General features: G+C 72.5%; 14 protein-coding genes. 2 read left to right on the forward strand and 12 right to left on the reverse strand.

What is annotated here, in order from left to right; translation table 11 throughout:
- Positions 1 to 34: 34 nt before the first annotated feature.
- The 6 genes from ACYVHU_RS17545 to valS form a co-directional block, all read right to left on the reverse strand.
- Complete coding sequence (locus tag ACYVHU_RS17545) at positions 35 to 1,381, reverse strand: cytochrome P450 (RefSeq protein WP_200813661.1); 1,347 nt, start codon at positions 1,379 to 1,381, stop codon at positions 35 to 37.
- Positions 1,378 to 9,870 carry a non-ribosomal peptide synthetase gene (locus tag ACYVHU_RS17550; RefSeq protein ID WP_498949033.1) on the reverse strand — a complete coding sequence of 2,831 codons (8,493 nt, stop codon included), beginning with the start codon at positions 9,868 to 9,870 and terminating at the stop codon, positions 1,378 to 1,380. The genes ACYVHU_RS17545 and ACYVHU_RS17550 overlap by 4 nt, the downstream gene beginning before the upstream one ends.
- A gap of 542 nt (positions 9,871 to 10,412) precedes the next feature.
- Positions 10,413 to 11,144 carry a PIG-L deacetylase family protein gene (locus tag ACYVHU_RS17555; protein WP_078762504.1) on the reverse strand — a complete coding sequence of 244 codons (732 nt, stop codon included), beginning with the start codon at positions 11,142 to 11,144 and terminating at the stop codon, positions 10,413 to 10,415.
- Positions 11,145 to 11,228: 84 nt separating this feature from the next.
- Positions 11,229 to 12,092 carry a DUF3710 domain-containing protein gene (locus ACYVHU_RS17560; protein ID WP_078762503.1) on the reverse strand — a complete coding sequence of 288 codons (864 nt, stop codon included), beginning with the start codon at positions 12,090 to 12,092 and terminating at the stop codon, positions 11,229 to 11,231.
- Positions 12,093 to 12,145: 53 nt separating this feature from the next.
- On the reverse strand, positions 12,146 to 12,634 hold the full coding sequence (dut, locus tag ACYVHU_RS17565) for a dUTP diphosphatase (RefSeq protein ID WP_078762502.1): 489 nt from the start codon (positions 12,632 to 12,634) through the stop codon (positions 12,146 to 12,148).
- Positions 12,635 to 12,739: 105 nt separating this feature from the next.
- Positions 12,740 to 15,313 (reverse strand): valine--tRNA ligase, encoded by a 2,574-nt coding sequence (valS, locus tag ACYVHU_RS17570; RefSeq protein ID WP_078762501.1) that lies wholly within the window; start codon positions 15,311 to 15,313, stop codon positions 12,740 to 12,742.
- A gap of 186 nt (positions 15,314 to 15,499) precedes the next feature.
- Between valS and ACYVHU_RS17575 the strand changes: the two genes are divergently transcribed.
- On the forward strand, positions 15,500 to 15,784 hold the full coding sequence (locus ACYVHU_RS17575) for a DUF4235 domain-containing protein (RefSeq protein WP_078762500.1): 285 nt from the start codon (positions 15,500 to 15,502) through the stop codon (positions 15,782 to 15,784).
- A 43-nt stretch (positions 15,785 to 15,827) separates the two neighbouring features.
- On the opposite strand, the gene ACYVHU_RS17580 is transcribed toward ACYVHU_RS17575, so the two are convergent.
- From ACYVHU_RS17580 to ACYVHU_RS17595, 4 genes are all read right to left on the reverse strand, one after another.
- Positions 15,828 to 16,718, reverse strand: coding sequence for a hypothetical protein (locus ACYVHU_RS17580; protein WP_078762499.1), 891 nt, complete (start codon positions 16,716 to 16,718; stop codon positions 15,828 to 15,830).
- 176 nt (positions 16,719 to 16,894) lie between these two features.
- On the reverse strand, positions 16,895 to 17,194 hold the full coding sequence (locus ACYVHU_RS17585; RefSeq protein ID WP_078762498.1) for a DUF4193 domain-containing protein: 300 nt from the start codon (positions 17,192 to 17,194) through the stop codon (positions 16,895 to 16,897).
- A gap of 449 nt (positions 17,195 to 17,643) precedes the next feature.
- The gene (locus tag ACYVHU_RS17590) at positions 17,644 to 18,954 is read right to left on the reverse strand and encodes a sensor histidine kinase (protein ID WP_078762497.1); all 1,311 of its coding nucleotides are present in this window, start codon (positions 18,952 to 18,954) and stop codon (positions 17,644 to 17,646) included.
- Complete coding sequence (locus ACYVHU_RS17595; protein WP_078762496.1) at positions 18,951 to 19,604, reverse strand: response regulator transcription factor; 654 nt, start codon at positions 19,602 to 19,604, stop codon at positions 18,951 to 18,953. Before ACYVHU_RS17595 ends, ACYVHU_RS17590 begins: the two co-directional genes overlap by 4 nt.
- 539 nt (positions 19,605 to 20,143) lie before the next feature.
- Here ACYVHU_RS17595 and ACYVHU_RS17600 point away from each other — a divergent pair.
- The gene (locus ACYVHU_RS17600) at positions 20,144 to 20,314 is read left to right on the forward strand and encodes a hypothetical protein (protein ID WP_159457275.1); all 171 of its coding nucleotides are present in this window, start codon (positions 20,144 to 20,146) and stop codon (positions 20,312 to 20,314) included.
- A 73-nt stretch (positions 20,315 to 20,387) separates the two neighbouring features.
- On the opposite strand, the gene ACYVHU_RS17605 is transcribed toward ACYVHU_RS17600, so the two are convergent.
- Positions 20,388 to 21,212, reverse strand: a complete 825-nt coding sequence (locus ACYVHU_RS17605) for an inositol monophosphatase family protein (protein ID WP_078762495.1) — start codon at positions 21,210 to 21,212, stop codon at positions 20,388 to 20,390.
- A gap of 44 nt (positions 21,213 to 21,256) precedes the next feature.
- Positions 21,257 to 23,284: a S9 family peptidase gene (locus ACYVHU_RS17610; RefSeq protein WP_078762494.1), complete on the reverse strand. Its 2,028-nt coding sequence runs from the start codon at positions 23,282 to 23,284 to the stop codon at positions 21,257 to 21,259.
- Positions 23,285 to 23,361: the final 77 nt, after the last annotated feature.

The raw sequence follows: 23,361 nt of genomic DNA on the forward strand, positions 1-23,361 counted from the left end.
GTCTCCCGAGGGCCCCGTTCGGATCCGCGCGGGCTCACCATGTCACGGGGAGGGTCTGGAGGATCCGGACCTGGACCCCCTCCTTGAAGACCATCTCCTCGGGCGGCACCGCCGGGGACAGCCCGGGGAAACGGGCCAGGAGCCCGCCCAGCCCCTCCTCCAACACGACCTTCGCCAACGGCGCGCCGATACAGCGGTGGATCCCGTAGCCGAACCCCAGATGGGGGTTGCGGCCACGGCACAGGTCGAGTTCGTCAGGCCGGGGGAACGTCGAGGGGTCGCGGTTGGCCGAGGGCAGCACGGGCAGCACGGCCTCGCCCGCGCGGATGCGGACCCCGCTCAGCTCGACGTCCTCGCGGGCGTAGCGGCCGAAGGCCACGTGGGCGTCGAGGGGGACGAAGCGGATCAGCTCCTCCACGGCGCCGGGCAGGAGGCCGGGATCGGCGCGCAGCGCCTCGTGGGCGTGGGGGTGGGTGAACAGGACGAGGACGGAGTTGGCCAGCTGCGCCGAGGTCGTCTCATAGCCGGCGATCAACAGGACGCTGACGAGCTCGACGAGTTCTTGGCCGGTGATGCCCGCGGTCTCGTCGTGCGCGTCGACCAGCGCGCTGATCAGGTCGCCGGCCGGGTCGCTCCGGCGCTGGGCGACGAGACCGTCGATGTAGGCGTACAGCGCCTCGGTCCGGGAGTTGATCTGCTCGACGGACAGCGCCGTGGTGCTGGAGAAGGCGTCCAACCAGACGCGGAAGGCGGGCCGGTCCGCATAAGGCACGCCGAGGAGTTCGCAGATGACCAGGGCGGTCAGGGGGAGCGCGAAGTCCTCGACCAGGTCCGCCGGCGCGCCCCGCTTCGTCATCTCGTCGATGAGGGTGGCGGTGAACGCGCGCACGCCCGGGCGGAGCAGTTCGGCCCGCCGCGCGGTGAAGGCCCGCGCGAGCAGCCGGCGCAGCCGCGTGTGGTCGGGCGGGTCGGTTCCCAGGATACTGGTGTTGACGGGCCGGGGGGTGAGCCGCGACTCGTCGTTGTGGGCCGTCAGCGCCCGGCTGAACCGGGGATCGCCGAGGACGGTCTTGACGTCGTCGTAGCGGGTGACGAGCCAGGCGTCGTCCCCGTAGGGAGGCCGGATCCGCAGGACCGGGCGGTCGGCGCGGAGCTCGGCGTAGACGGGGTCCACGTCGAGCCGGTGGTAGTCCCGGAAGGGGTAGGGAACCGGGTCGGGGGGTCCTGCTGCCGGACAGCCCCGCTCGGGGAGGGCGTCGCTCTCGTCGGACGACCGCCAGCCGGGCGGGAGCGGCGCGGAGGCCGGCCAGGCCGAGCGGCGCCCGTCGCCGTTGACGAGGAGCACGTAGCTTCCTTCGGGGTCCGCGAAGAGGTTGTTCACACCTCGGCCCTTTCGCTTGTCGGGGGTTGTTGGGGGGTTCGCGCCGGCGCGGGGAAGACACCGCTGCGGACGAGGTGGTCGATGTAGCGTTCGAGCAGCACGGGCTCGGCTCCGGAGAGGTCCCATCCGGCCTCCGCCAGTCCCCGCAGGGTGTTGCGCCGGTCGAACCGCAGCGCGCCGAGCCTGACGATGCCGGGAAGGGCCTCGACGAGGAGCGCGGCGGCCGCCAGGCCGGTGCCCGTGTCGGGGTCCTCGGCCCGGCGCAGCAGCAGCTCGGCCCACTCCTCGTCGGCGAGCGGGGCCAGGACGTAGCCCCTGTCGCGGAACAGGGCGAGCAGCCGGGGGAAGGGGATCGGCCTGGGACAGGTCAGGTGGTGCACACGTCCCATGGCCTCGGACCGCCGCGCGAGATGGACGATGGCCCCGGCGACGTGGTCGACGGGAACCATGTCGACCATGGCCGCGTCGTGTTCGGCGCTGCGCGGAACCGCGCCGAGCAGCAGCATGGCCCGGACGAGTTGCCACAGCGTGTCCCCCGAACCCCCCACGCCGGTCCTGGAGTACCCGCTGATCCGGCCGGGACGGTGGATGGTGACGGGCAGCCCGCGTTCTCCCGCCGCGCGCACCAGCCCCTCGGCCGCCCACTTGGTGGCCACGTAACCGCTGGGCAGGAGGGAGGCGGAGGGGGCCCGCTGCCCTTCGAGGAAGGGGCCGTCCCCGTCGTCGCTGGACACCGCGACCGCCGCGGTCGACACGAAGTGCACCGGGACGGCCCGAACCCGCGTCGCCAGCCGGATGACCTCGTGGGTGCCGAGCACGTTGCCGGCCCGCAACCGGGAGTAGGGTTCGACCGCGCTCACCCCGGCCCCGTTGTGGTACACGGCGTCCAGCAGCTCGGCCAGGGCGTGGAACCGTTCCTCGGACAGGCCCAGCCGGGGCCGCGCGAGGTCCCCGGGGACGGCCACCACGCGCGCGGCACGCGCGGGGTCCAGTTCCACTCCGTGCCGGTGGAGGTTGTCGCGGATCCGGGCCAGGCCGGCGTCCCGGTCGAGGGCGCGGACCAGGCAGTGCACGGTGGCGTCGGTGTGGCGGAGCAGCTGGTCGAGCAGCGCTGCGCCGAGGAACCCGGTGGCCCCGGTGAGCAGGACGTGGCGGGGAGCGGCGTTGCGCGCGAGGTCGATCCCGTCCGCGGGGACCTTGACAAGCGGGTCGAGAACGGTGTCGGCGGCGGGATCGGGCTCGGACGGCCTCGCCCGCCCGCCCCGGCCACCGCCGATCTCGTGGGCGAGCCCCGCGACGGTCGGCGTCTCGAACAACTGCGCCACGCTCAGGTCGGCGCCGGTGCGGTCACGGACGCCCCGCAGGAGACGCGGGACGAGCAGGGAGTGCCCGCCCAGGTCGAAGAAGCCGTCGTCCACCGTGATCCCGGGCACGCCGAGGAGTTCCTCGAAGAGTCCGCACAGGGTGTGCTCGAGCGGGCTGCTCGGCCGGCGTCCTCGCGACACCGTGACCGCGACGGGGGCGGGGAGCGCGGCCCGGTCGACCTTTCCGCTGGGCAGGGTCGGCAGTGCCGCGATCGGGACGACCACCGAGGGCACGAGGTGGGCGGGAAGCAGGTCGGCGGCGTGCCGACGCACCTCGGCGGCGTCGACGGGCTCCCCCGTGGAGACGACGTAGGCCACCAGCCGCCGGTCCCCCGGCCGGTCCTCGCGCGCGACCACGGCCGCGCGCCCGACCGACGGATGCCGTTCGAGCGCCGCCGCGACCTCGCCGGGCTCGATCCGGAAACCGCGGATCTTCACCTGCTCGTCGCGGCGTCCCAGGAACTCCAGGACTCCCCCGCGGGTCCAGCGGGCGAGGTCGCCCGTGCGGTACATCCGCTCCCCCGGAACGCCGAACGGGTCGGCGACGAACCTGGCGGCGCTTCGCCCCGGATCGCCGAGGTAACCCCGGGCCAGCCCGGCCCCGGCGACGTAGAGCTCTCCGGGGGAACCGGGGGGAACCGGCCGCAGCCGGTCGTCGAGCACGTAACAGCGGGCGCCGATCGCGGGACGGCCGATGGGGGGCGGCGCCGCGCCGGCCAGGGGGTCGCTCAGCGTGGCGCACACCGTGGTCTCGGTGGGGCCGTAGCCGTTGAGCATCCGCCGCCCCGGCGACCAGGCGGCGACGAGCGCTCCCGAGGACGCCTCGCCCGAGACGATCAGGGAGGAGACGCCGTCGAGGTCGGCGGGCTCCATGACGGCCAGGGCCGTGGGGGGCAGGGTGAGGTGGGTGATCCCCCGCGCGCGCAGCAGCCGGACCAGGTCGGGACCCGGCATGACCTGGTCGGCCGGCGCGGTGACGAGGGTCGCCCCCACGGCCAGCGTCCCGAAGATCTCCCACACGGCGCCGTCGAAGGAGATCGGCGCGAACTGGAGGACGCGGCTGTCACGGGTCACCCCGAAACGTTCGCGTTGGATGTCGGCCATCCCCGAGAACCCGCTGTGGGTGACCACGACCCCCTTGGGCCGTCCGGTGGAGCCCGAGGTGTAGATCAGGTAGGCGGGGTGGTCGGGCAGCAGGGGCGTGCCCCGTTCCCCGTCGGTCACGTCGTTGTCGGCGAGGAGGGCGGCCTCGGCCTCAAGGCGGTCGAGGGGGAGAACGGGTGAGTCTCCGGGCAGCTCCGCGAGGGTGTCGGCCGTGCCGATGACCAGCGCCGGCCGGGCCTCGGCGAGCATCGCCTCAAGACGCCGGGCGGGCTGCGCGGCCTCGAAGGGGAGATAGGCCGCGCCGGCTTTCATGATGGCGACCAGGACCGTGACCAGCTCGGCCGAGCGGGGCAGGACGACGGCGACGTGGGTCTCGGGGCCGGCGCCGTATCGGATGAGGGCGCGGGCGAACCGGTTGGCCCGGGCGTTGAGGGCCCGGTAGGACCACGTGTCCTCCCCGTGGACCAGCGCGGTGGCCTCGGGAGCCGCGGTGACCTGGCGCTGGAACAGCTCGGGGAAGGTCGCGGGGGCGGTCCGTCCTCCGCTGTCGTTCCACTCCCGCAGCAGCCGACGGTGTTCCGTCCCCTCGAGGAGGTCGACCTCTCCGATCCGCAGACCGGGCCGCGCGGTGACGCGGTCGAGCAGCCGGAGCAGCCGCCGCACCAGCGCATCGACGCTCCCGGGATCGAACAGGTCGGTGTCGAACTCCGCGATCCCGTCCATCCCCTGTGGGGTCCCGTCGTCCGCAAAGCGTTCGGTGAGGCTGAGAACCAGATCGAACCGGGAGGTCCCGATGTCCATCAGGTCGGCCTCGGCGGTGAGGCCGGCCAGCCGGAAATCCGATCCGGGCGCGTTCTGGAGGGCCAGCATGACCTGGAAGAGCGGGTGGTGGGCGAGGGAGCGCGCCGGCCTGAGCTCCTCGACCAGTCGCTCGAAGGGCAGGTCCTGGTGTTCGTGCGCGGCGAGGACGACCTCGCGGACCCGGCCCAGGAGTTCGGCGAACGACGGGTCGCCCGAGGTGTCGGTCCGGATCACCAGGGTGTTGACGAAGAACCCCACGAGGTCGTCCAGGGCGGGGTCGGTGCGCCCGGCGATGGGACTACCGACGGGGATGTCGCTTCCACCGCCCAGCCGGCACAGCAGGGCGGCCAGGCCGGCGTGCAGCGCCATGAACACGGTGGCCCCGTGCTCCTGCGCCACCGAGACGAGCCGGTCGTGCAGGGCGGCGGGCACCGAGAAGCGGACGGTCGCGCCGCTGTGCCGGGCGAGCGGAGGGCGGGGCCGGTCGGTGGGCAACACGATCCGGTCGGGCAGTCCGGCCAGGCCCTCCCGCCAGTGGCGCAGTTGCGTCTCGGCCGTCCCCTCGGGGTTCCCTTCGTCGAGGAGGTCCCGCTGCCACAGGGTGTAGTCGGCGTATTGGACCGGCAGCGGGCGGTCGAAGGGGCGCCGCCCCGCCAGGCGCTCGCGGTAGGCGGTGGCCAGGTCGCGCCACAGGGGGCCCAGCGACCACCCGTCGCAGGCGATGTGGTGCACGACGATCAGGAGGACGTGCGCGTCGTCGGCGAGGCGGAAGAGGACCGCCCGGAACGGGATCTCCGTGGCGATGTCGAACCCGCACCGAGCCGCCGCACGCGCGTCCGCCTCGACCCGTTGCGGCGTGCTGGCGACGACCGGCAGCCGTACCTGTGCCTCGGTCACGAGTTGGTAGGGGACGCCCTCGTGCTCGGGGAAGACCGTGCGCAGGCTCTCGTGCCGGTCCACCAGGTCGCACAGTGCCGCGTGCAGCGCGGCGTGGTCGAGCGGTCCCGAGAGCCTGATCCGAAACGGCACGTTGTAGAGGGGGTCCGCGCCCGAGAACCGATGCAGGAACCACAGGCGCGCCTGTCCCGGGGACAGGGGGACGCGCTCGGGGCGCGCCCGGTGGGTCAGGGCGGGCCGGGCCGCTGTCCGGCCGAGGCGTTCGACGAGGTCGACGACCCGCGGGGTCTCGAAGACGGCGCGCAACGGGACCTCGACCTCCAGCCCGGCCCGGATCCTCGCGACCAGCCGTGTCGCCGACAGGGAGTGTCCCCCCAGCTCGAAGAAGTCGTCGTCGATGCTGACCGGGGAGACTCCGAGCACCTCGGTGTAGAGGGCGCACAGCCGCTCCTCCGTCGGGGTCCGGGGGGCGCGCCCGTCAAGGGTCGTCCCCGGTTTCGGCGCCGGTAGCGCCGCGCGGTCGAGCTTGCCGTTGCGCGTCAGGGGAAGCCGGTCCACGACGACGATGTGGTGGGGCACCATGTAGTCGGGAAGGCGCTCGCCGAGGAGGTCGCGCACCGAGGCGACCAGGGCGCCGGCCTCGCGGGAGGTACGGGGGCTGTTGGTGTGGGCGCGCAGGGGCGCGTCGGCCGTGCCCCGCGAACGGTACAGCCCGCAGGGCACGGGCTCCTCGGCTCCCAGGGCCAGGAAGTGCGCGTCGAGCGCTCCGTCGGAGGCGTCCGCGGCCCAGGTCAGCGCCGTCCGCAGCCCCAGAAGGCGCCCGACCTCCTCGAGCTCCGCGGGTTCGGGGAGTCCTCGCCCGGCCTCGTCCAGACGCCGCCGGGCGAGGTCGGCGTCCCGCTCCTCGCTCAGCGCCCGCCAGGCCAGCGCGGCCGGTGCGACGCGCGCGTTGGGCACGTCGAGCAGACGGACGTGCCGGTGGGTACGGGCGGCCAGCAGCCCGGCCAGCTCATCGAGTCCGGCCAGGTCCCTGCCCCAGACGAGGGTGCGGACGTCGACGTCCTCCTCCGGCGTGGTCGGCCGGTCGGCGCGTAACACGACGTCGTAGCGGTACTGCGTCATCTCGTTGCGGTGGCGGCCGCCCTTGACCTGGATGTCGGCCCCGGCCAGCCGGGGGACGTGGGAGCACAGCGCCATGAAGTAGTCCGGGGAGACCATGAGCTCCTGCTCGGCGGCGCTGTCGCGCTCGATGGTGGCGCGCACGGCCGCCGCGTCGTCGCCGGGGGCCGCGCGGCGCAGCGCGACCTCGGTGTGGAAGGGGCGGGCGAGTCGCAGGTCCCGCACGTCCCCCACGAAGATCGCCCCGCCCGGGGCGAGCAGCCCGGCCGCCCCGGCCAGCACCCGGGTGAGGTACCCGTTGTTGGGAAAGTACTGGGTGACGGAGTTGATGACGACGGTGTCGAAGAAGCCGGCCGGCAGTCCGCCGAGCTCGTCGGCCGCGCACACCCTCAACTCGACCCGCCGGGCGAGGGCGGGATCGCGGGCGATCCCGCGGCGCAGCCCCTCGATGGCGGGGGCGGAGAAGTCGGTCCCCCAGTACGACTCGCAGTGGGGGGCCAGTCCCGCCATCAGCAGGCCGGTCCCCACCCCGATCTCCAGCACGCGCCGCGGGCGCAGGGCCCGGATGCGCTCCACCGTGGCGTCGCGCCATTCGCGCATCTGTTCCTCGGGGATGGCGGTGCCGTCGTAACTGCTGTTCCAGCCGGTGAAGTCGGTCCCGAGGGGGGTCTCGGCCGGGGCCGTGTACAACCGGTCGTAGATCCCCCTCCACTCGCCGATCTGGTCGCCCTCGCCGTCGGCGGCCCCCTCGTCGCGGTCGGCGGGCACGATGTAGCCGACGAGCCTGCGCTCGCCGGGCCGCTCCTCGCGCGCCACGACCGCGGCCGCGCTGACCCCCGGATGGGCGCACAGCGCCTTCTCGACCTCGCCCGGCTCGATGCGAAACCCCCGGATCTTCACCTGTCCGTCGGCCCGGTGCAGGAACTCCAGGGCGCCGTCCGCCCTCCAGCGCACGATGTCGCCGGTGCGGTACATCCGCGATCCAGGGGGACCGGACGGTTCGGCGACGAAGCGTTCGGCGGTGAGGCCCGCGGCTCCCGTGTACCCCCGCGCCAGACCGATCCCGGCGAGGTAGAGCTCTCCCGGGACGCCGGGCGGGACCGGGCGCAATTGGTCGTCGAGGACGTGGCAGCGGGTGTTGTCCATGGGGCCGCCGATCGGCACCGGATCGCCCACCTCGGCCCGGGGGACCGGGTGACAGGTCGCGAACGTCGTGGACTCGGTGGGACCGTAGACGTGGACCAGGTGGAGTCGTGGACAGTGGTCGAGCACCCGCTCGACCGCCTTCGGCGGCATCCGCTCGCCCCCGGTCCACACCTCCCGGACCGTGGCGAAGCAGTCGGGCAGCTCCTCGGCGACGAGGGAGAACAGGGCGGTGGTGACGAACAGCGCGCCGATGCGCTCCGCGCGCAGGAGCCGGCGCAGTCGGACGGGATCGGTCTCGCCCGGGGGCGCGACGACCACGGTGCCGCCCCTCAGCAGGGGGACCCAGATCTCGTAGGTCGAGGCGTCGAAGGCGTGCGGGGAGTGCAGGAGCACCCGTTCGTGCGCGCCTCCGTCCCATCGCCGGTCGGCCGCGAGCGCCGCCACCGCGCGATGCGAGATGGCGATCCCCTTGGGGGCTCCGGTGGACCCGGAGGTGTACATGACGTAGGCGAGGCTGTCGGGGTGGAGAGCGCTTCGGGGCGTGCCCGGGTCCGCGCCGGCGGGGTCGGGGCCGACGGGGAGGAGGGCCATCCCGGCGAAGGCGTCATGTCCGTGCGTCCCGGGCTCGGTGATGACGATCCGCGTGCCGGTCTCCTGGAGGATCCGGCGCAGTCGCGGCCCCGGGGAGCGCAGGTCCAGTGGAACGTAGGCGGCCCCGGCCTTGAGTACGGCGAGGGTGGCCACGAGGAGGTCGGCCGATCGGGGAAGCGCGAGCCCGACGCTGGCCCCGGGGGAACAGCCGCGGTGGACCAGGCGGTGCGCGAGGCGGTTGGACCGGGCGTCGAGCTCGGCGTAGCTCATCTGCTCGTCGCCGTCCACGATGGCGACGCGGTCGGGGTCTCGACGCGCCTGTCGTAGGAACAGGTCGGGTAGGCAGGCCCAGGGCTCCGAGGAGGGGGCGCCGGTCGCCTCGGGCGGCCTTCCCGGCTGCTCCGCGGGAGCCGTCGCGCGGGCCTGCGCGGTGCCCGTCTCGGGGGTGGCGAGGACCTGGGCGACCAGCTCGAGGAGCCGGCGGTGCTGGAGCGTCGGGTCCGCGGCCTGGTCGGCCCCCGCGCCGATGAAGAGTTCGACGGTGTCCTCGCGCACGATGACCGCGGTGTGGTCGCCGTTGCCGGGGTCGAGGGTGTGGACGGTGGTTCGGTGGGGGCCGAGGAACACGACCGAGGCGTCGGTCTCGACCACCACGCGGGGAGGCTTGCGCGCCGTCTCCTCCCCGTCGCGGGGCTGGTCGACCGGGCGCGTCGCGGCGTCGCGGCGCAGCAGGGAGGCGGCCCGCAGCAGCTCGGCCGCGCTCACGTGGGGGTCGGCGGCGAGTCGGAGGGCGTGACGTCGCGCGTGGGAGGGCGCGGCCCGCCCTCGTTGGTCGGGTTCCCCGGTGACCAGGCCGACCACGGCCTCGTCGTGGCCGTCTCGGCCGTGGAGCGCCGCGGCGGCCAGGAACGGGTCGAGGACGGCGGCCCCCGGGTCGGCGGCGAAGGTCCCCAGGCGGTCCCGCAGGCCCGCCGGCAGGGCTCCGCTGTGTCCGCGGGGAGGACGCGCCCCGATGGGCCGGTCGGTGTCGGGGGACCGGGACGGTCGGGTGGCGTCGGCCGGCGGTCCGCCGGCGAGGTCGGTGTAGTACGCGGCGACGCGGGAGCGCAGCGCGGCGAGCCCCGTCCGGTCCAGGGCGAGGGGGTGGGCGTGGTGGACCCACAGGAGACGGTCGGGGGCGAGTCGGACCAGGGCGTGGTCGTACACCTCGTGGGGGGCGGCGGGGAGCCGTGGGAGAAGGCGCTCGCGCGCGAGGAGCCCGTGGACCTCTTCCCAGGGATCGGCGAGGTGGGTGAGGTCGATCCGCCGGAAGGCGGGCGTCGGGGAGGTGGTGAGGCGTTGCCGGATCTCCCCGTCGATCTCGGCGAACCCCAGGCGGAGCGCGTCGGTCTCCTCGGCCGCCCTACGGAACGCCGTGGTGAAGAGGGTCGGGTCCAACGGGCCGCGGATGTCGACGTACTCCCCCACCGCGCACACCTGGGGTGCGTGGCGCGCAGCACGCCATGACTCCAGCACGGCGTTTTGGGCGGAGGTGAGCGGAGACCACGGTCCATATGAATTGCACACGAAGATCGATCCCGTCGATCGGTGGAACACTAGGCCCACTCCCAACATCAGAGTGAAACAAATTCAAAAATGTCCCAAGGGGGAGCAGGCACCCGAATCGAGTTACCCATCAGGAAATCACGATAAACGATCCCCCTCACCCTCCACAGAGGGAAAATCCGAGCCGGGAATGCCCAACCAGGTTCGCAAGTATGCCGCGAGCAACACAAAACCCGACATGTCACAAGATATTTTCTAGGTCACCATCCACGGTGAGAAAAGATGAATTCGTTGCTCCTCCGCGTACCACGGACGAGAACGGCACCCCGGCCGTCCGCCGAGGTGCCGTTGAACCGTAGAAAGGGTTTTCCCGAATCGGAGGATTCCTGTCCCTCCCCCGAGCACACAAGAGGGATAGGGACGGCTTGAAATACCGACTTACCTCAGTTCCCTATCCCCGAACATCAGGTGGGGATCACCTCGAACAGGGTGGCCAGCCCCGTCCCGCAGGACTCGCCCGCCGAACGCGCCTCGGCGGTCAGGAACGCCTCGTGGTCGAATCCCCCGAGCGCGGAGAGGTAGGCGCGGTGCGCGGCCAACGAGGCGATCCCCGCGGCCAGTTCCCCTTCGCTGAGGGGGACGTGATGGGTCGCCCGAGGGGAGCCGGAGAACGCCGCGAAGCGAACGCCCGACCACGGTCGCAGCCCCTCGTCGGACAGGTCGGGGAACATCCAACGGTTCGCCGCGTCACGGACGGCGTCCAGGAGGGCGGGCCCCAGGGCACGGTGATCGGCGTGGTTGAACGCGGCGCTGCCCGGAAAGGTCTCGCGGAAGTTCAGCGAGATGAGCACCTCGGGACGGTGTCTGCGAATGGCGCGGGCCAGCTCGCGGCGCAGGTCGAGCCCGTACTGCAGGGAACCGTCGGGGAAGTCGAGGAAGGCGACCTCCTCCACCCCCACCACACGGGCGGCGGCGAGCTGCTCCGCCGTCCTCAGCGGTCCGCACTCCTGCGGGGCGATCGTGTCGATGCCCGCCTCGCCTCGCGTCACCAGGAGCTCCGCCACCTGCCGGCCCTGCCCCACCCAGCGGGTGATCGCGGCGGAGGCGCCGAACTCCAGGTCGTCGGGGTGCGCCACCACGGCCAACGCGCGCTGCCAGTCCTCGGGCAGGGGCGGGATGTCGTCTGAGGTCGTCATGGCCGCAAGGGTAGGTTCCAACGGCCGTGCGCGCACGTCCCGTCCGGCCCGGCCCCCTGGACGTCGGACCGGGCCGGAGGGGAACTAGGACCGCTGGGCCGGGCCGTCCTCGTCCCGCTCGCCGTCCTGCGCAGCGGCGTGGCGACCGCCCTGCTGGCCCGGGGCGGCGTGGCGGCCGCCTCCCGCCTCGGCCGGCGTCTCGGGCCGGGCCTGCGCGGGGCCCGCGTCCACCGTCGGGGCCGGGGCCCCCTGGGGTGGGGCCGTCTGGGGCTGGGCCGCGCGCTGCTTGGCCTGCGGGGGCAGGGCCAGTTCCAGCAGTTCCCGGGGCGGGACGGGCATGTCCCCGCGTACCACCACGATGCCCGCGAAGATCTCCTCGATACGGGCCGCGACGTCCGGCCTGACCGCGCCCTCCCCACGGATCACCCCGCGCAGGAACCAGCGGGGCCCGTCCACACCGATGAACCGGGCCGGCTGGCCGAGCTGATGGCCCTGCTCGTTCTTCTTGCCGGGGACCGGGACCACGGCGCGCAGTTCGGGTCCGAAGGTGCCCTCGAAGTCCTCGACGCGGCCACCGGTCTGGGCGATCTCCTGCCGGATCTCGTCCCGGACCTCCTCCCACAGCCCGCTGGACTTGGGCGCGGCGAAGGGCTGTATCTGCAAAGCGGTCTTGCCGTTGACGATGGTCACGCCGATGACCTTGTTGTGCTGCTTGGCGACGTTGACCTGCACCTCGATGTCGGGGCCGACCGGCACCCGCAGGGCTCCCAGGTCCACTCGCTGGACCTCGGGGAACTTCTCCGAGACGTCCCAGGGCCCCTGAGCGCGGAACCGGTCGTCGGGCTTGGTCGGCTCCTTGACCGGACTGTGGCGCTCGAGCGCCTGGACCGCCTCGGCGGTGTCGGCGGCATCGCTGCGGCCGCTCTTCTTGCGTCGGCGTCCGAACACGCCCTACACCTCTCCCGATTCGTCGCTCCCGGTCCTGCCGGGACGCGGTGCCGTCATGGGGCCACCGGCCGCGCGGCCTCGTGTCCCCCGGTGGATCCGAACCCGTTCGCGCCTCGAACGGATTCCGGAAGCGCCTCGACCTCCCTGAACACGGCCCGTTCGACCCGCTGGATGACCAGCTGGGCGATCCGGTCGCCGCGTGTCAGCCGCAGTGGTGTCGCGGCGTCGGTGTTGAGCAACGTCACCTTGATCTCGCCGCGGTAGCCGGAGTCGACGGTTCCGGGGGCGTTGACGACGGTCAGGCCGTGACGTGCGGCCAGTCCCGAACGGGGGTGCACGAACGCCGCGTAACCGTCCGGTAGGGCGATGGCGACGCCGGTACGCACCGTGGCGCGCTGTCCCGGTCCCAGTTCGACGTCCTCGGCCGTGACGAGATCGGCGCCTGCGTCTCCCGGATGGGCGTAACCGGGAAGCGGCAGATCGGGATCGATCCGGCGGATGAGGACCTCCGTCGGACCGGTGTCGAGGGAATTGCTACTCACACTGCGCGAGCCTATCGCGAGTCGCCTGCCCAGCCGTCGCTCGGACGGCAGACGCGCGGGGGCGCCACCGCTTCGGCGGCGCGCCCCCGCGCGGGACAGGTCGATCTACTGCTCGGCCTCGGGCAGGGTGACGTCGACGCGCAGCTCGGCGTCGTCGCTGCTCTCGAAGGCGATGGCGCCGGCCCGCCCGGCCGAGGCGATGTCGGCCTCGGCGAGCCGGGCCCGGTCCACCTGCTTGCCCCGGACGACGACCCGCTCGACCTCGGCGCGCATGGACAGCTTGGCCTCGGACTTGACCTTGCGGACCGAACGCAGCACCTCCGAGGCCGCGGCCAGGACCGCGGGGTCGCCGTCCTGCGCGGCAGCGCGGAACTCCGCGACCTCCGGCCAGGAGGCGGCGTGCACGGAGCCCTCCTGCCACCAGGACCAGACCTCGTCCGCGACGAACGGGACGAACGGGGCGAACAGCCGGTGCAGCGCCGACAGCGCGATCAGCAGGGCCGCCCGGGCCGACGCCCCGGCCGCCGACTCGGTGTCATAGGCGCGGGCCTTGACCAGCTCCAGGTAGTCGTCGCACAGCTCCCAGAAGAAGCGCTCGGTGCGCTCCAGCGCCCGGGTGTGGTCATAGCCCTCGAAGGCCGCGGTCGCGTCGTCGACGACGTCGGCGAGCGCCGCGAGCATGGCCCGGTCCAGCGGCTCGGTGACCGCGGCGGGATCGGGCACGGTGTCCTCGCCGGCGACGGACAGCGCGAACTTGCTGGCGTTGAGGATCTTGATGGACAGCCGGCGGCCGACCTTCATCTGCCCCTCGTCCAGCGCCGTGTCGGTGCCGAGCCGGCCGCTGGCCGCCCAGTAGCGGATCGCGTCGGAGCTGTACTTCTCCAGCAGGTCGATCGGGGTGACGACGTTGCCCTTGGACTTCGACATCTTCTTGCGGTCGGGGTCCAGGATCCAGCCGGAGATCGCGGTGTTGCGCCAGGGCAGGGTCGCGTGCTCGAAGTGGGAGCGCACGACCGTGGAGAACAGCCAGGTGCGGATGATGTCCTGCCCCTGGGGGCGCAGGTCCATCGGGAAGACGCGCTGGAACAGGTCCTCGTCGCGCTCCCAGCCACCGGCGATCTGCGGCGACAGCGACGAGGTGGCCCAGGTGTCCATGACGTCGGGGTCGCCCATGAAGCCGCCCGGGACACCGCGCTGCTCCTCGGTGTAGCCGGGGGGGACGTCGGAGCTGGGGTCGACCGGCAGCGCGGCCTCCTCCGGCAGGATCGGCTCGTCGTAGCGCGGGTTGCCATCGGCGTCGAGCGGATACCAGACCGGGAACGGGACGCCGAAGAAACGCTGCCGGCTGATGAGCCAGTCGCCGTTGAGCCCCTCGACCCAGTTCTCGTAGCGGGCCCGCATGTGCCCGGGGTACCAGGTGAGTTCCCGGCCGCGCTCCAGCAGCGCCGACCGGACCTCCTCGTCGCGCCCGCCGTTGCGGATGTACCACTGGCGGGTCGTGACGATCTCCAGCGGCTTGTCGCCCTTTTCGTAGAACTTCACCGGGTGGGTGATGGGCTTGGGCTCGCCGACGAGATCGCCGGAGGCGCGCAGGAGTTCGACCATCCGCTCGCGCGCGGTGTGCACCGTGGCCCCGGCGAGCCTGGCGTAGGCCTCGCGCGCCTGCGGGGAGTCGATACCGGCCGGCGGCTCGGCGACGATGCGCCCGTCCCAGCCGATGATGGGGCGGGTCTGCAACTGCAGCTCCCGCCACCAGGTGACGTCGGTGGTGTCACCGAACGTGCAGATCATGGCGATGCCGGAGCCCTTCTCCGGGTCGGCCAGGCGGTGCGCCTTGACGGGGACCTCGACACCGAAGACCGGGGTCCGCACCGTGGTGTCGAACAGGTCCTGGTAGCGCTCGTCGTCGGGGTGGGCGACCAGGGCGACGCAGGCGGCCAGCAGCTCGGGGCGGGTGGTCTCGATGTGGACGGGCGTGCCGTCGTGGCGGTGGAAGGCCACCCGGTGGTAGGCGCTGGGGCGTTCCCGGTCCTCGAGCTCGGCCTGCGCGACGGCGGTACGGAAGGTGACGTCCCACAGGGTGGGCGCCTCGGCCATGTAGGCCTCGCCGCGGGCGAGGTTGCGCAGGAAGGCCCGCTGGGCGGCCGTGCGGGAGGCGGTGTCGATGGTGGCGTAGGTGTGGCGCCAGTCGACGCTGAGGCCCAGCCGGCGCCAGATGCTCTCGAAGACCTTCTCGTCCTCGGCGGTGAGCCGGTCGCACAGCTCGATGAAATTGCGCCGCGAGATCGGGATCTGCTTCTTCGGGTCGGGCTTGGCCGGCGGCGTGAAGTCCGGGTCGTAGGGGATCGACGGGTCGCAGCGGACGCCGTAGTAGTTCTGCACCCGCCGCTCGGTGGGCAGGCCGTTGTCGTCCCACCCCATCGGGTAGAAGACGGCCTTGCCCCGCATGCGCTGGAACCGCGCCACGGTGTCGGTGTGGGTGTAGGAGAAGACGTGCCCGATGTGCAGCGACCCCGAGACCGTGGGCGGCGGGGTGTCGATCGAGTAGACGTCCTCGCGGCTCTTGGTGCGGTCGAAGTGGTAGACGCCGGACTCGTCCCACGCGTCTACCCATTTCGCCTCGATACCGTCGAGCGAGGGCTTGTCGGGCACGCGGAAGGAACGGGAGCGGTTGGTCATAGGGCTAATGGTATTGCTCTCGCGGCCGTGTTCGCTCCGCCCATCGCAGCCTCCGGGCCGGTAGGACCCGGCTCCGGCGACCTCGACACCCGCCCGGGCCCCTGCGCCACGTCGGCGGGGCATGACAGTATTTCCGGCGACATCCCGCATACCCGTGTACGACGACAACGGAAGTGGACGATCCACATGGCAGACAAGGACGGTGAGCTCGTCGCGCGGATCGCGGGCGGCGCCGCCGCTCTGGCGGCCGCCTACGCGACCCGCAAGGTCTTGACATTCGCCTGGACCCGGGCGGTGGGCAAGGAGCCCCCGATCGACCCCGAGTCCCCTGACATCGGCCTGGCCGAGGCGCTGGGCTGGGCCGTGCTGACCGGTGTCGGCATGGAGGTGGCCCGCGTGCTCGCGGTGCGCGCCACCCACAAGCGCTTCGCGCCACGTCGCCACCGCGACATCGAGGAGCTGCCGCTGTAGCGGGGGCCGCGCGGGTGGGGCGCCCCGGCGCCCCACCCGCGCCCTAGTCGCGCCGGGAGCGCGGCAGCAGACGCATCCGTGAGGGCGCCACCGGGCGGGTGGGAGAGCCGCCGGCCAGCCCCGTCGAGCGCAGGTCGGTGCGGACCGCCCGGGCCAGGGCCAGGGTCCCGGCGCGGTTGAGGGTCCCGCCGGCGACCGCGCCGGTCAGATAGGGGCCCAGTGTGGTCAGGTGACGTCCCATGAGCTTCATGAGCCGGTTGCGCAGCGCGGTCTTGGCCGCGGCCCCCAGGGCGACGGTGAGGGATTCGGCGCCCTGTAGCGGATCGATACCGCGTCGCTTGGCCCACGAGACCAGGTAGCCGGAGGTGCGCTGGAGCGGCCCGCCCGTCACGGCCCGGCCGTAGACCTCGTGCAGCTCGCCGATCAGCTTGACCTCGATCGAGGCGACGACCACGGTCTCGGCCGCGATCTGGGCGGGGGCGGTCAGCAACAGGGGCGGCGCGGTGAACTGCACGGCCGCCAGCGCCCCTCCGGCCGCGCCGACCGCGGCGGTGGCCCGCGCCGCGTTGCGCACCAGCGCGTCGGCGAGTTCCTCGCCGGTCAGTCCGCCGTGGTGGCGGCTGAGGGTCTCGGCGTCGCGGATGGGCAGGCGCGGCGCGATCTCGTCGGTGAACAGGTCGGTGATCCAGCGTCCTCCCGCGACCCCCGCGGCGCCGGCCGATCGGGCGCTGCCGGCCAGGGCCCCGCTCAATCGGGCGAGCAGCCGGACGCGGCGCTCCTTGCCGTCCTCCCCGGTGTCCTCTTCGACGATGCGGGCGACCAGCGCGCCGACGTCGCCGTCGGCGGCGGGGACCAGGTCGCCGCCGGGACCATCGACCTGTTCGGGCTCCCGCCCGTGATCGGATCCTCCGGTCGGTCCGTTCCCAGTGGTCACGTCCTCATCCCTTCGATGGCCTGTTCTGTCCACCCCAACGTAGGCGACGCGCCGAAGGTGCCCGCCGGAAGCGTGACATTCCCCCGGAAACGACGATGCGCTCCCGGTTCACCGGGAGCGCATCGTGCGCCACTGCGGATTTGGCCTTCGAGGCGACGGAGAGGGACCCCGCCCTTTCAGGCGGCACACTCCTTGCACACGAGCTGGCCGTTCCGCTCTTCGGCGAGCTGGCTGCGGTGGTGCACCAGGAAGCAGCGCGAGCAGGTGAACTCGTCCGCCTGGCGCGGCAGCACTCGCACGGCGAGTTCCTCACCGGACAGGTCGGCACCCGGCAGCTCCATGCCCTCGGCGACCTCGTCGGGGTCGACGTCGATGGTGCTGGTGCCCTTGTCCACCCGGCGGGCCTGCAGCTCCTGCAGGCTGTCCTCGTTCAGGTCCTCATCGGTCTTACGCGGGCTGTCGTAGTCGGTGGCCATCTTCCTTACTCCATCCCCCTCGATCTATGCCTCATCGCGCGGGTGTAACGCTTGAGAGACGTATCTTGTGCCCAAATCGGCTTGAAAAATCCCGTGGCGTAAGTGGACTGTGACCCCTCCCGGATGCGGTCGCACCCGATGGCAGCGCGTGATGGCCGGACACGGTCAACGGAAACCTCTCCGCGGCCCGGTCCATTCCCATGTGCTACCCAACGCCAGAAGGATTTCGACCTTTTCTCGCGTCCTTCACCGCACCGGCCTGAGGCGGGTACTCACGGCAGGTGACGAGGTCAGGACGGGCACGTTGACGGCGGGAGAATTCTCGCCGTGTCCACGCCCGGGAGAGCATACCTATCCCCGCGACCGGTTCGGACCGCGCGGGCCCGTGTCATCGGACACGTATCGGTATCACCGGTCTTCGGGGGCCTTGCGAAGGACCCGCGACCGTCTCAGTGCGGACTCTCCGTGTCCGTCCGATGCGTGTCCTGGGGGAAGCGGACGGTCACGACGATGCCGCCGCCCGAACGCGGCCAGGCCGTCACCGAACCGCCGTGGGCGCGCACGACCGAGCGGACGATGGACAGCCCCAGCCCGGCTCCCTTGTTGGACCGGACGCGGTCGCCGGAGCCGCGCCGGAAGGGTTCGAACAGTCCCTCGATCTCGTAGGCGGGGATGACCGGACCGGAGTTCTCGACCTGGACGGCGGGGGCGCCTTCGTTGATCCCCGAACGGACGGTGATCTCCCCGTCGGGGACGTTGTAGCGCAGCGCGTTCTCCACCAGGTTGGCGACGAGCCGCTCCAGCAGCACGGGGTCGCCGATGACGGGGGCCCCGCGCAGGTCCGAGCGCAGGGTCAGGCCGGACGCCTCGATCTCGCCGGAGAGCTGGCTGAGCACGGTCCTGGAGACCTCGCCCAGGTCGACGCCGGTGCGCACATCGAGCTCGCGGTCGCTCTTGGCGAGGAAGAGCAGGCCGTCGATGAGGCGTTCGTGCCGGGAGTTGGTCTCCAGCAGGGTACGGCCCACCGTCTTGAGGTCGCTGGACGCCTCGGGGTCGGCCAGCGCGACCTCCAGGAGGGTGCGGTTGATGGCCAGGGGGGTGCGCAACTCGTGGGAGGCGTTGGCGACGAACCGCCGCTGACCGTCGAAGGCCCGGTCCAGACGCTCCAGCATCGCGTCGAAGGTGTCGGCCAGCTCGCGGATCTCGTCATCGGGGCCGCTCAGGGCGATGCGCTCGTGCAGGGAGCGTTCCGACAACCGGCGCGCGATGCGGGTGATCTTGTGCAACGGCGACAGCGCGCGCCCGGCGACGGCGTAACCGAGCACCAGCGCCAGCAGCCCCACGGTGACCAGGGCGAAGATGGAGAAACGGGTGAGCTCGCCGAGCACGCCCTCGATGAAGTCGTTCTTGCCCTGTTCCACCACGGCCGGATCGAAGTCGTAACCGGGCGCGACGGTGAACTCCAGGCTGTCCAGGACCGTGGCGACGATGACGTAGTTGAGCAGCACCAGCAGCGAGCCCGCGGCGAAGAAGAGCGCGCCGTAGATCAGCGTCAGGCGCATCCGCAGGCTGATGTTGTCGGTCAGGTGGCCGACCCTGCGGACCATCGACGACCGCGGGGAGGAGGCCAACTCGACGGAGGGCGTCACCAGGCGCCGCCACGTCCCGGTGTCGCCCGGCGGGGTGGGCGGGACCTCGCCGGGGGGGACGGACGCCCCGTCGCCCTCGCGGGGCTGCCCCGGCTGCGCGCCCGGGGTCAAATCCGGTACCCCGCGCCCGGGACGGTGTGGATGACCTGCGGCTCACCGAGCTTCTTGCGCAGTGTCATGACGGTCACGCGCACCACGTTGGTGAACGGGTCGGCGTTTTCGTCCCAGGCCTTCTCCAGCAGGCCCTCGGCGCTGACGACGGTCCCGTTGGCGCGCATCAGCACCTCGAGGACCGCGAACTCCTTGGGGGTCAGCGCGATGTCGCGGCCGTCGCGCTGCACCGTGTGGTTGGCCGGATCGAGGGTGACGCCGTTGCGGCGCAGCACCGGCGGCAGGGGCGGCGCCGCTCGGCGGCCCAGCGCCCGGACCCGCGCGATGAGTTCGGCGAACGCGAAGGGTTTGGCCATGTAGTCGTCGGCGCCGATGGTCAGTCCGGTGACCTTGTCGTCGAGTTCGCCCGCCGCGGTGAGCATGAGGATGCGTCCGGGGTAGCTCTCGGCGGCCAGGGAGCGGCACACGTCGTCCCCGTGGGTTCCGGGGAGGTCGCGGTCGAGCACGATGACGTCGTAGTCGTTGACGCTCGCGCGCTCCAGGGCGCTGTCTCCGTCGTAAACGACGTCGACGGCCATTGATTCCCGCCGTAGGCCCACGGCCACCGCGTCGGCGAGGACCTGCTCGTCTTCGACCACCAGTACGCGCACTTCGTCCTTCGTTTCCACGGCGCGCCGGCCGGTCTGGCCGCTGCCGGCGCATCCCCCAACACACCGGCAGCGGCGTCAACCCCCGGCTGCGTCTACCGTTCTCCCACACTTCGGATAAGGATGGAGTAAACCATCCCTCACCCACAGGTCGGTGAACACGCAGGTCAGGCTATCCCCTTCGAGGGGGAGGCGACTAGGGCGCGGTGGTCTCGAAACGTTCCCGGGAGCGCTCCTGCCCCTGGAAGAACGGAGTCGCTGCCGGCGCATCCCCCAACACACCGGCAGCGACGTTCACCCCGCACATCTCAAATCTGACACATCCGGGATAAGAAAGAAATAAGAAATAGAACAAACGGGTGTTTGTGGCGCATGCCACCCTGGAAGAGCCCAACAGGGGACCGATTCCCAGGGTCGGCGCCCCCTCCCCACACGCTGGGGCCCGGTCGTCTCCGGTCAGGAGAGGACCAAAGTCAAGGTTTGAGCCAAGACCTCACATGGGTATGCCCAGCAACCGCTGTCCATGTGGTGAGAGGAGTGTGATGATGGGCGAGTTTCTGGCGGAGCTCCGCGTCCGTATCGCCGAGATCTCCGTTTCCCTCCAAGCCGCTCGCGCGGCCGGAGACGAGTTCCTTGTCGACGCCCATGCGTCGGAACTCGAAGACCTGCATCGCATCGCCGTCCGCAACGGGATCGACCCCCACTGCGCCTAGCGATCACCCGACACCCCAGGGCGTACGGCCGGCCGGGACCCACCCCAGGTCCCGGCCGGCCGCGTGCGGCCCGTTACCGGCCGTCCCCGCCATCGGTGTCGGCCCCCAGGGGCGCCAGCAGGTCGTGCAGGGCCTCGAACAGGCCGGGGGCGGCCGCGATCGCGAGATCCGGGCCGACCGGCGCCCCGTCGAGTCCGCCCACCCTGGCTCCGGCCTCCTCGGCCACCAGCGCGGCGGCGCTCCAGTCCCACGGGTTGAGTCCGCGCTCGTAGTAGGCGTCGATCCGGCCGTGGGCCAGCGCGCACAGGTCCAACGCCGCCGCGCCGGCCCTGCGGATGTCGCGCACCCGGGGCAGGACCTCGCTCAGCACCCGGGCCTGGTGGGCACGCCGCGACGCGGCGTAGCCGAAGCCGGTCGCGACCAGCGCCATCTCCAGCGGAACCCCCTCGTTCACGCGCAGCCGCTCCCCCGCGCACCAGGCGCCCTGACCGCGCACGGCCGTGTAGACCTCGCCGAGGACGGGGGCGGCCACCACACCCGCGACGACCTCGCCGTCGACCTCCGCGGCGATGCTGACCGCCCATTCCGCCCGCCCATAGAGGTAGTTGACGGTCCCGTCGATCGGGTCGACGATCCAGCGCACCCCGCTGGAGCCACCGCTGGCACCCCCCTCCTCGCCCAGCAGCGAGTCGCCCGGCCGCGCGCCGAGCAGGCGCTCGCGGATCAGGCGTTCGGCGGCGCGGTCCATCTCGGTGACGACATCGGTGGGCGTCGACTTGGTGGCGAGCACCCCGACCTTGGCCTGGCCCTCGGCGGCCAGCCGGCCGGCGTGCTCGGCGGCCTCCACCGCCAATGTCAGCAGCTCCCGCGGATCGGTCGCCGATGCGGACGTGGTCATGCTTCTCCCCTCACGATCGTGGCGTTTCCCGGCGCGCTGCGGGGTCACAGCAGGTCGGGACGGCGCCACTCCTTGCCTTGCACGTGGTGGTCCAGGAACGCGAACACCGTCTCGTACCAGACCCTGATGTTGCCCGGGGACAGGATCCAGTGGTTCTCACTCGGGAAGTACAGGAACTTCGCGTCGACCCGGTGGCTGACGAGGTCCCACCACAGCCGCAGCCCCTCGCCGATGGGGACCCGGTAGTCCTTGTCGCCGTGGATGACGAGCATCGGGGTGCGGATGGCCGCGACGTGGCGGTGGGGGGAGTTCAGCTCGTAGCGCTGCGGCTGGGTGCGCGGATCCCCGAACTCGCGCATCCACACCGGCGGGGAGTCGGTGGTGGCGTGGAAGCCGTCCAGGGCCCACAGGGAGGCATGGGTGACGATCGCCTTGAAACGGTCGGTGTGCCCGGCGATCCAGTTGGCCATGTAGCCGCCGAAGGAGCCGCCCATCGCCGCGGTGCGCCCGGCGTCGATGTCGTCGCGGGCGACCGCCGCGTCGGTGATCGCCATCAGGTCGGCGAAGGTGCGCGGCCCCCACTGGCCCCAGCCCCGGCGGAGCATGTCCTGACCGTACCCGGTGGACAGGGCGGGGTCGGGCAGCAGGACGGCGTATCCCCGGGCGGCCGGCAGCCACGGGTTCCACCGCCACGACCAGGCGTTGAAGCTCATGTAGGGGCCACCGTGCACCCACAACAGCAGGGGGGCGGGCGACTGCGCCGAGGCGCCGGGCGGCAGGACCAGCCAGGCGCGGATCCGGGTCCCGTCGTCCGCGGTCGTCTCGACCTCGGTCAGCCGCCCCGGCATCTCCAAGGGCAGCTCCGGGCCGGGCAGCCGCACCGGCTCCTGTCCGGCCTCATCGGCGGCCAGGCGGACCGGGGTGGGGGGCTCGTCCCAGGAGTCGCGCAGCGCGTACAGCGTCCGCCCGTCGGGGGCGGGGCACAGTTCGCTGTAGGCGCCGTCGTCGGCGGTGAGCCTGAGGAGGTCGCCGGTGGCGAGGTCCACTCGGAAGATCGGACGGCGCCCCGCATGGTCGGCGGTGAAGTAGACCGCGGAGGAGTCGGGCGCCCAGGCCAGGGCCAGGGGCCACAGCTCGTGTCCGGCCAGCACGTCGCGTCCCTCACCGGTGGCGAGGTCGACCACCCACAGCGTGGCGTCACGGACCTCGTTGTCGTAGTCGCCGTCGAAGGAGTGGATCGCGGCCACGCGGGTGCCGTCCGGGGAGACGCGCGGACCGTCGAAGTCGCGGCCGGGGCCCCCTTCGGCGACGCTCCTCCGTTCCCCCGTCGCCAGGTCGATCGCGACGAGGTCGTGGTGGTGCGTTCCCGGGCCGTCGGGGACGGCCCAGGAGGTGACGACGGTCCGCCCGTCCGGCGTGACCTCGTGCGCCGTCCCCTCCAGCGCGCTGCCCGGTTCGGGGGTGAGGTCGCGCCGGGGTCCCAGCGGCTCGTCGGGGGTGGCGGGCGGGTCGGCGGCGAACAGCCGCGGCCGAGCCGGCCCCAGGTCGTGGTCCCAGAAGCGCACGGGGTGCTCCTCGTGCAGGATCGCCGTGACCCCCGCGTCCGTCCGCGCCGCGCGCGCCTTCTCGTCGGCCTCGGCGTCGGCGGCACCGGGGAAGGTCGCGGAGGCGAAGACGACCGTGCCCGCCTCGGCGGCCACCGCGACCGCGCCGATCCCGCCCGGACGCGCGGCGACCTGCCTGGCCTCGCCCCCGTCCGCGGGTAGCAGCCACAGCCCGGGCACGGAGGCGTCGGTGGTTTCGGCCTGGGCGTCGGGACGCTTGGAGGTGAACAGCAGCGAGCCGTCGGGCAGGAAGCAGGGCGCGGACTCGCCCTCGGCGGAGCGGGTCAGCCGGCGCGCTCCGGCCTGGCCGCGCGGGTCGATCTCCCACAGCGCGGTGCCGAACGACTTCCCATCGGGCTTCAGCTCGCTGACGGGGGCGACCAGGCGTGTCCCGTCCGGTGAGAGACGCAGTCCCCCCACCCGCCGTAGCCGGACGTACTCCGACAGTTCATACCAAGGACGAGCCACGACAACCCCCGTTCTCCGGCACCGGATCCCTCCGACCCTATCGGGACCGGTCGGACGCTCGACAGAGCGGCGTCCGA

Source organism: Marinactinospora endophytica (assembly GCF_054780875.1).

Excerpts from the sequence above, each read along its gene's own strand:
- ACYVHU_RS17555 (WP_078762504.1), bottom strand. The coding sequence starts at position 11,144 with ATGACGACCTCAGACGACATCCCGCCCCTGCCCGAGGACTGGCAGCGC.
- valS (WP_078762501.1), bottom strand. The coding sequence starts at position 15,313 with ATGACCAACCGCTCCCGTTCCTTCCGCGTGCCCGACAAGCCCTCGCTC.
- ACYVHU_RS17575 (WP_078762500.1), top strand. The coding sequence starts at position 15,500 with ATGGCAGACAAGGACGGTGAGCTCGTCGCGCGGATCGCGGGCGGCGCC.
- ACYVHU_RS17585 (WP_078762498.1), bottom strand. The coding sequence starts at position 17,194 with ATGGCCACCGACTACGACAGCCCGCGTAAGACCGATGAGGACCTGAAC.
- ACYVHU_RS17600 (WP_159457275.1), top strand. The coding sequence starts at position 20,144 with ATGATGGGCGAGTTTCTGGCGGAGCTCCGCGTCCGTATCGCCGAGATC.
- ACYVHU_RS17605 (WP_078762495.1), bottom strand. The coding sequence starts at position 21,212 with ATGACCACGTCCGCATCGGCGACCGATCCGCGGGAGCTGCTGACATTG.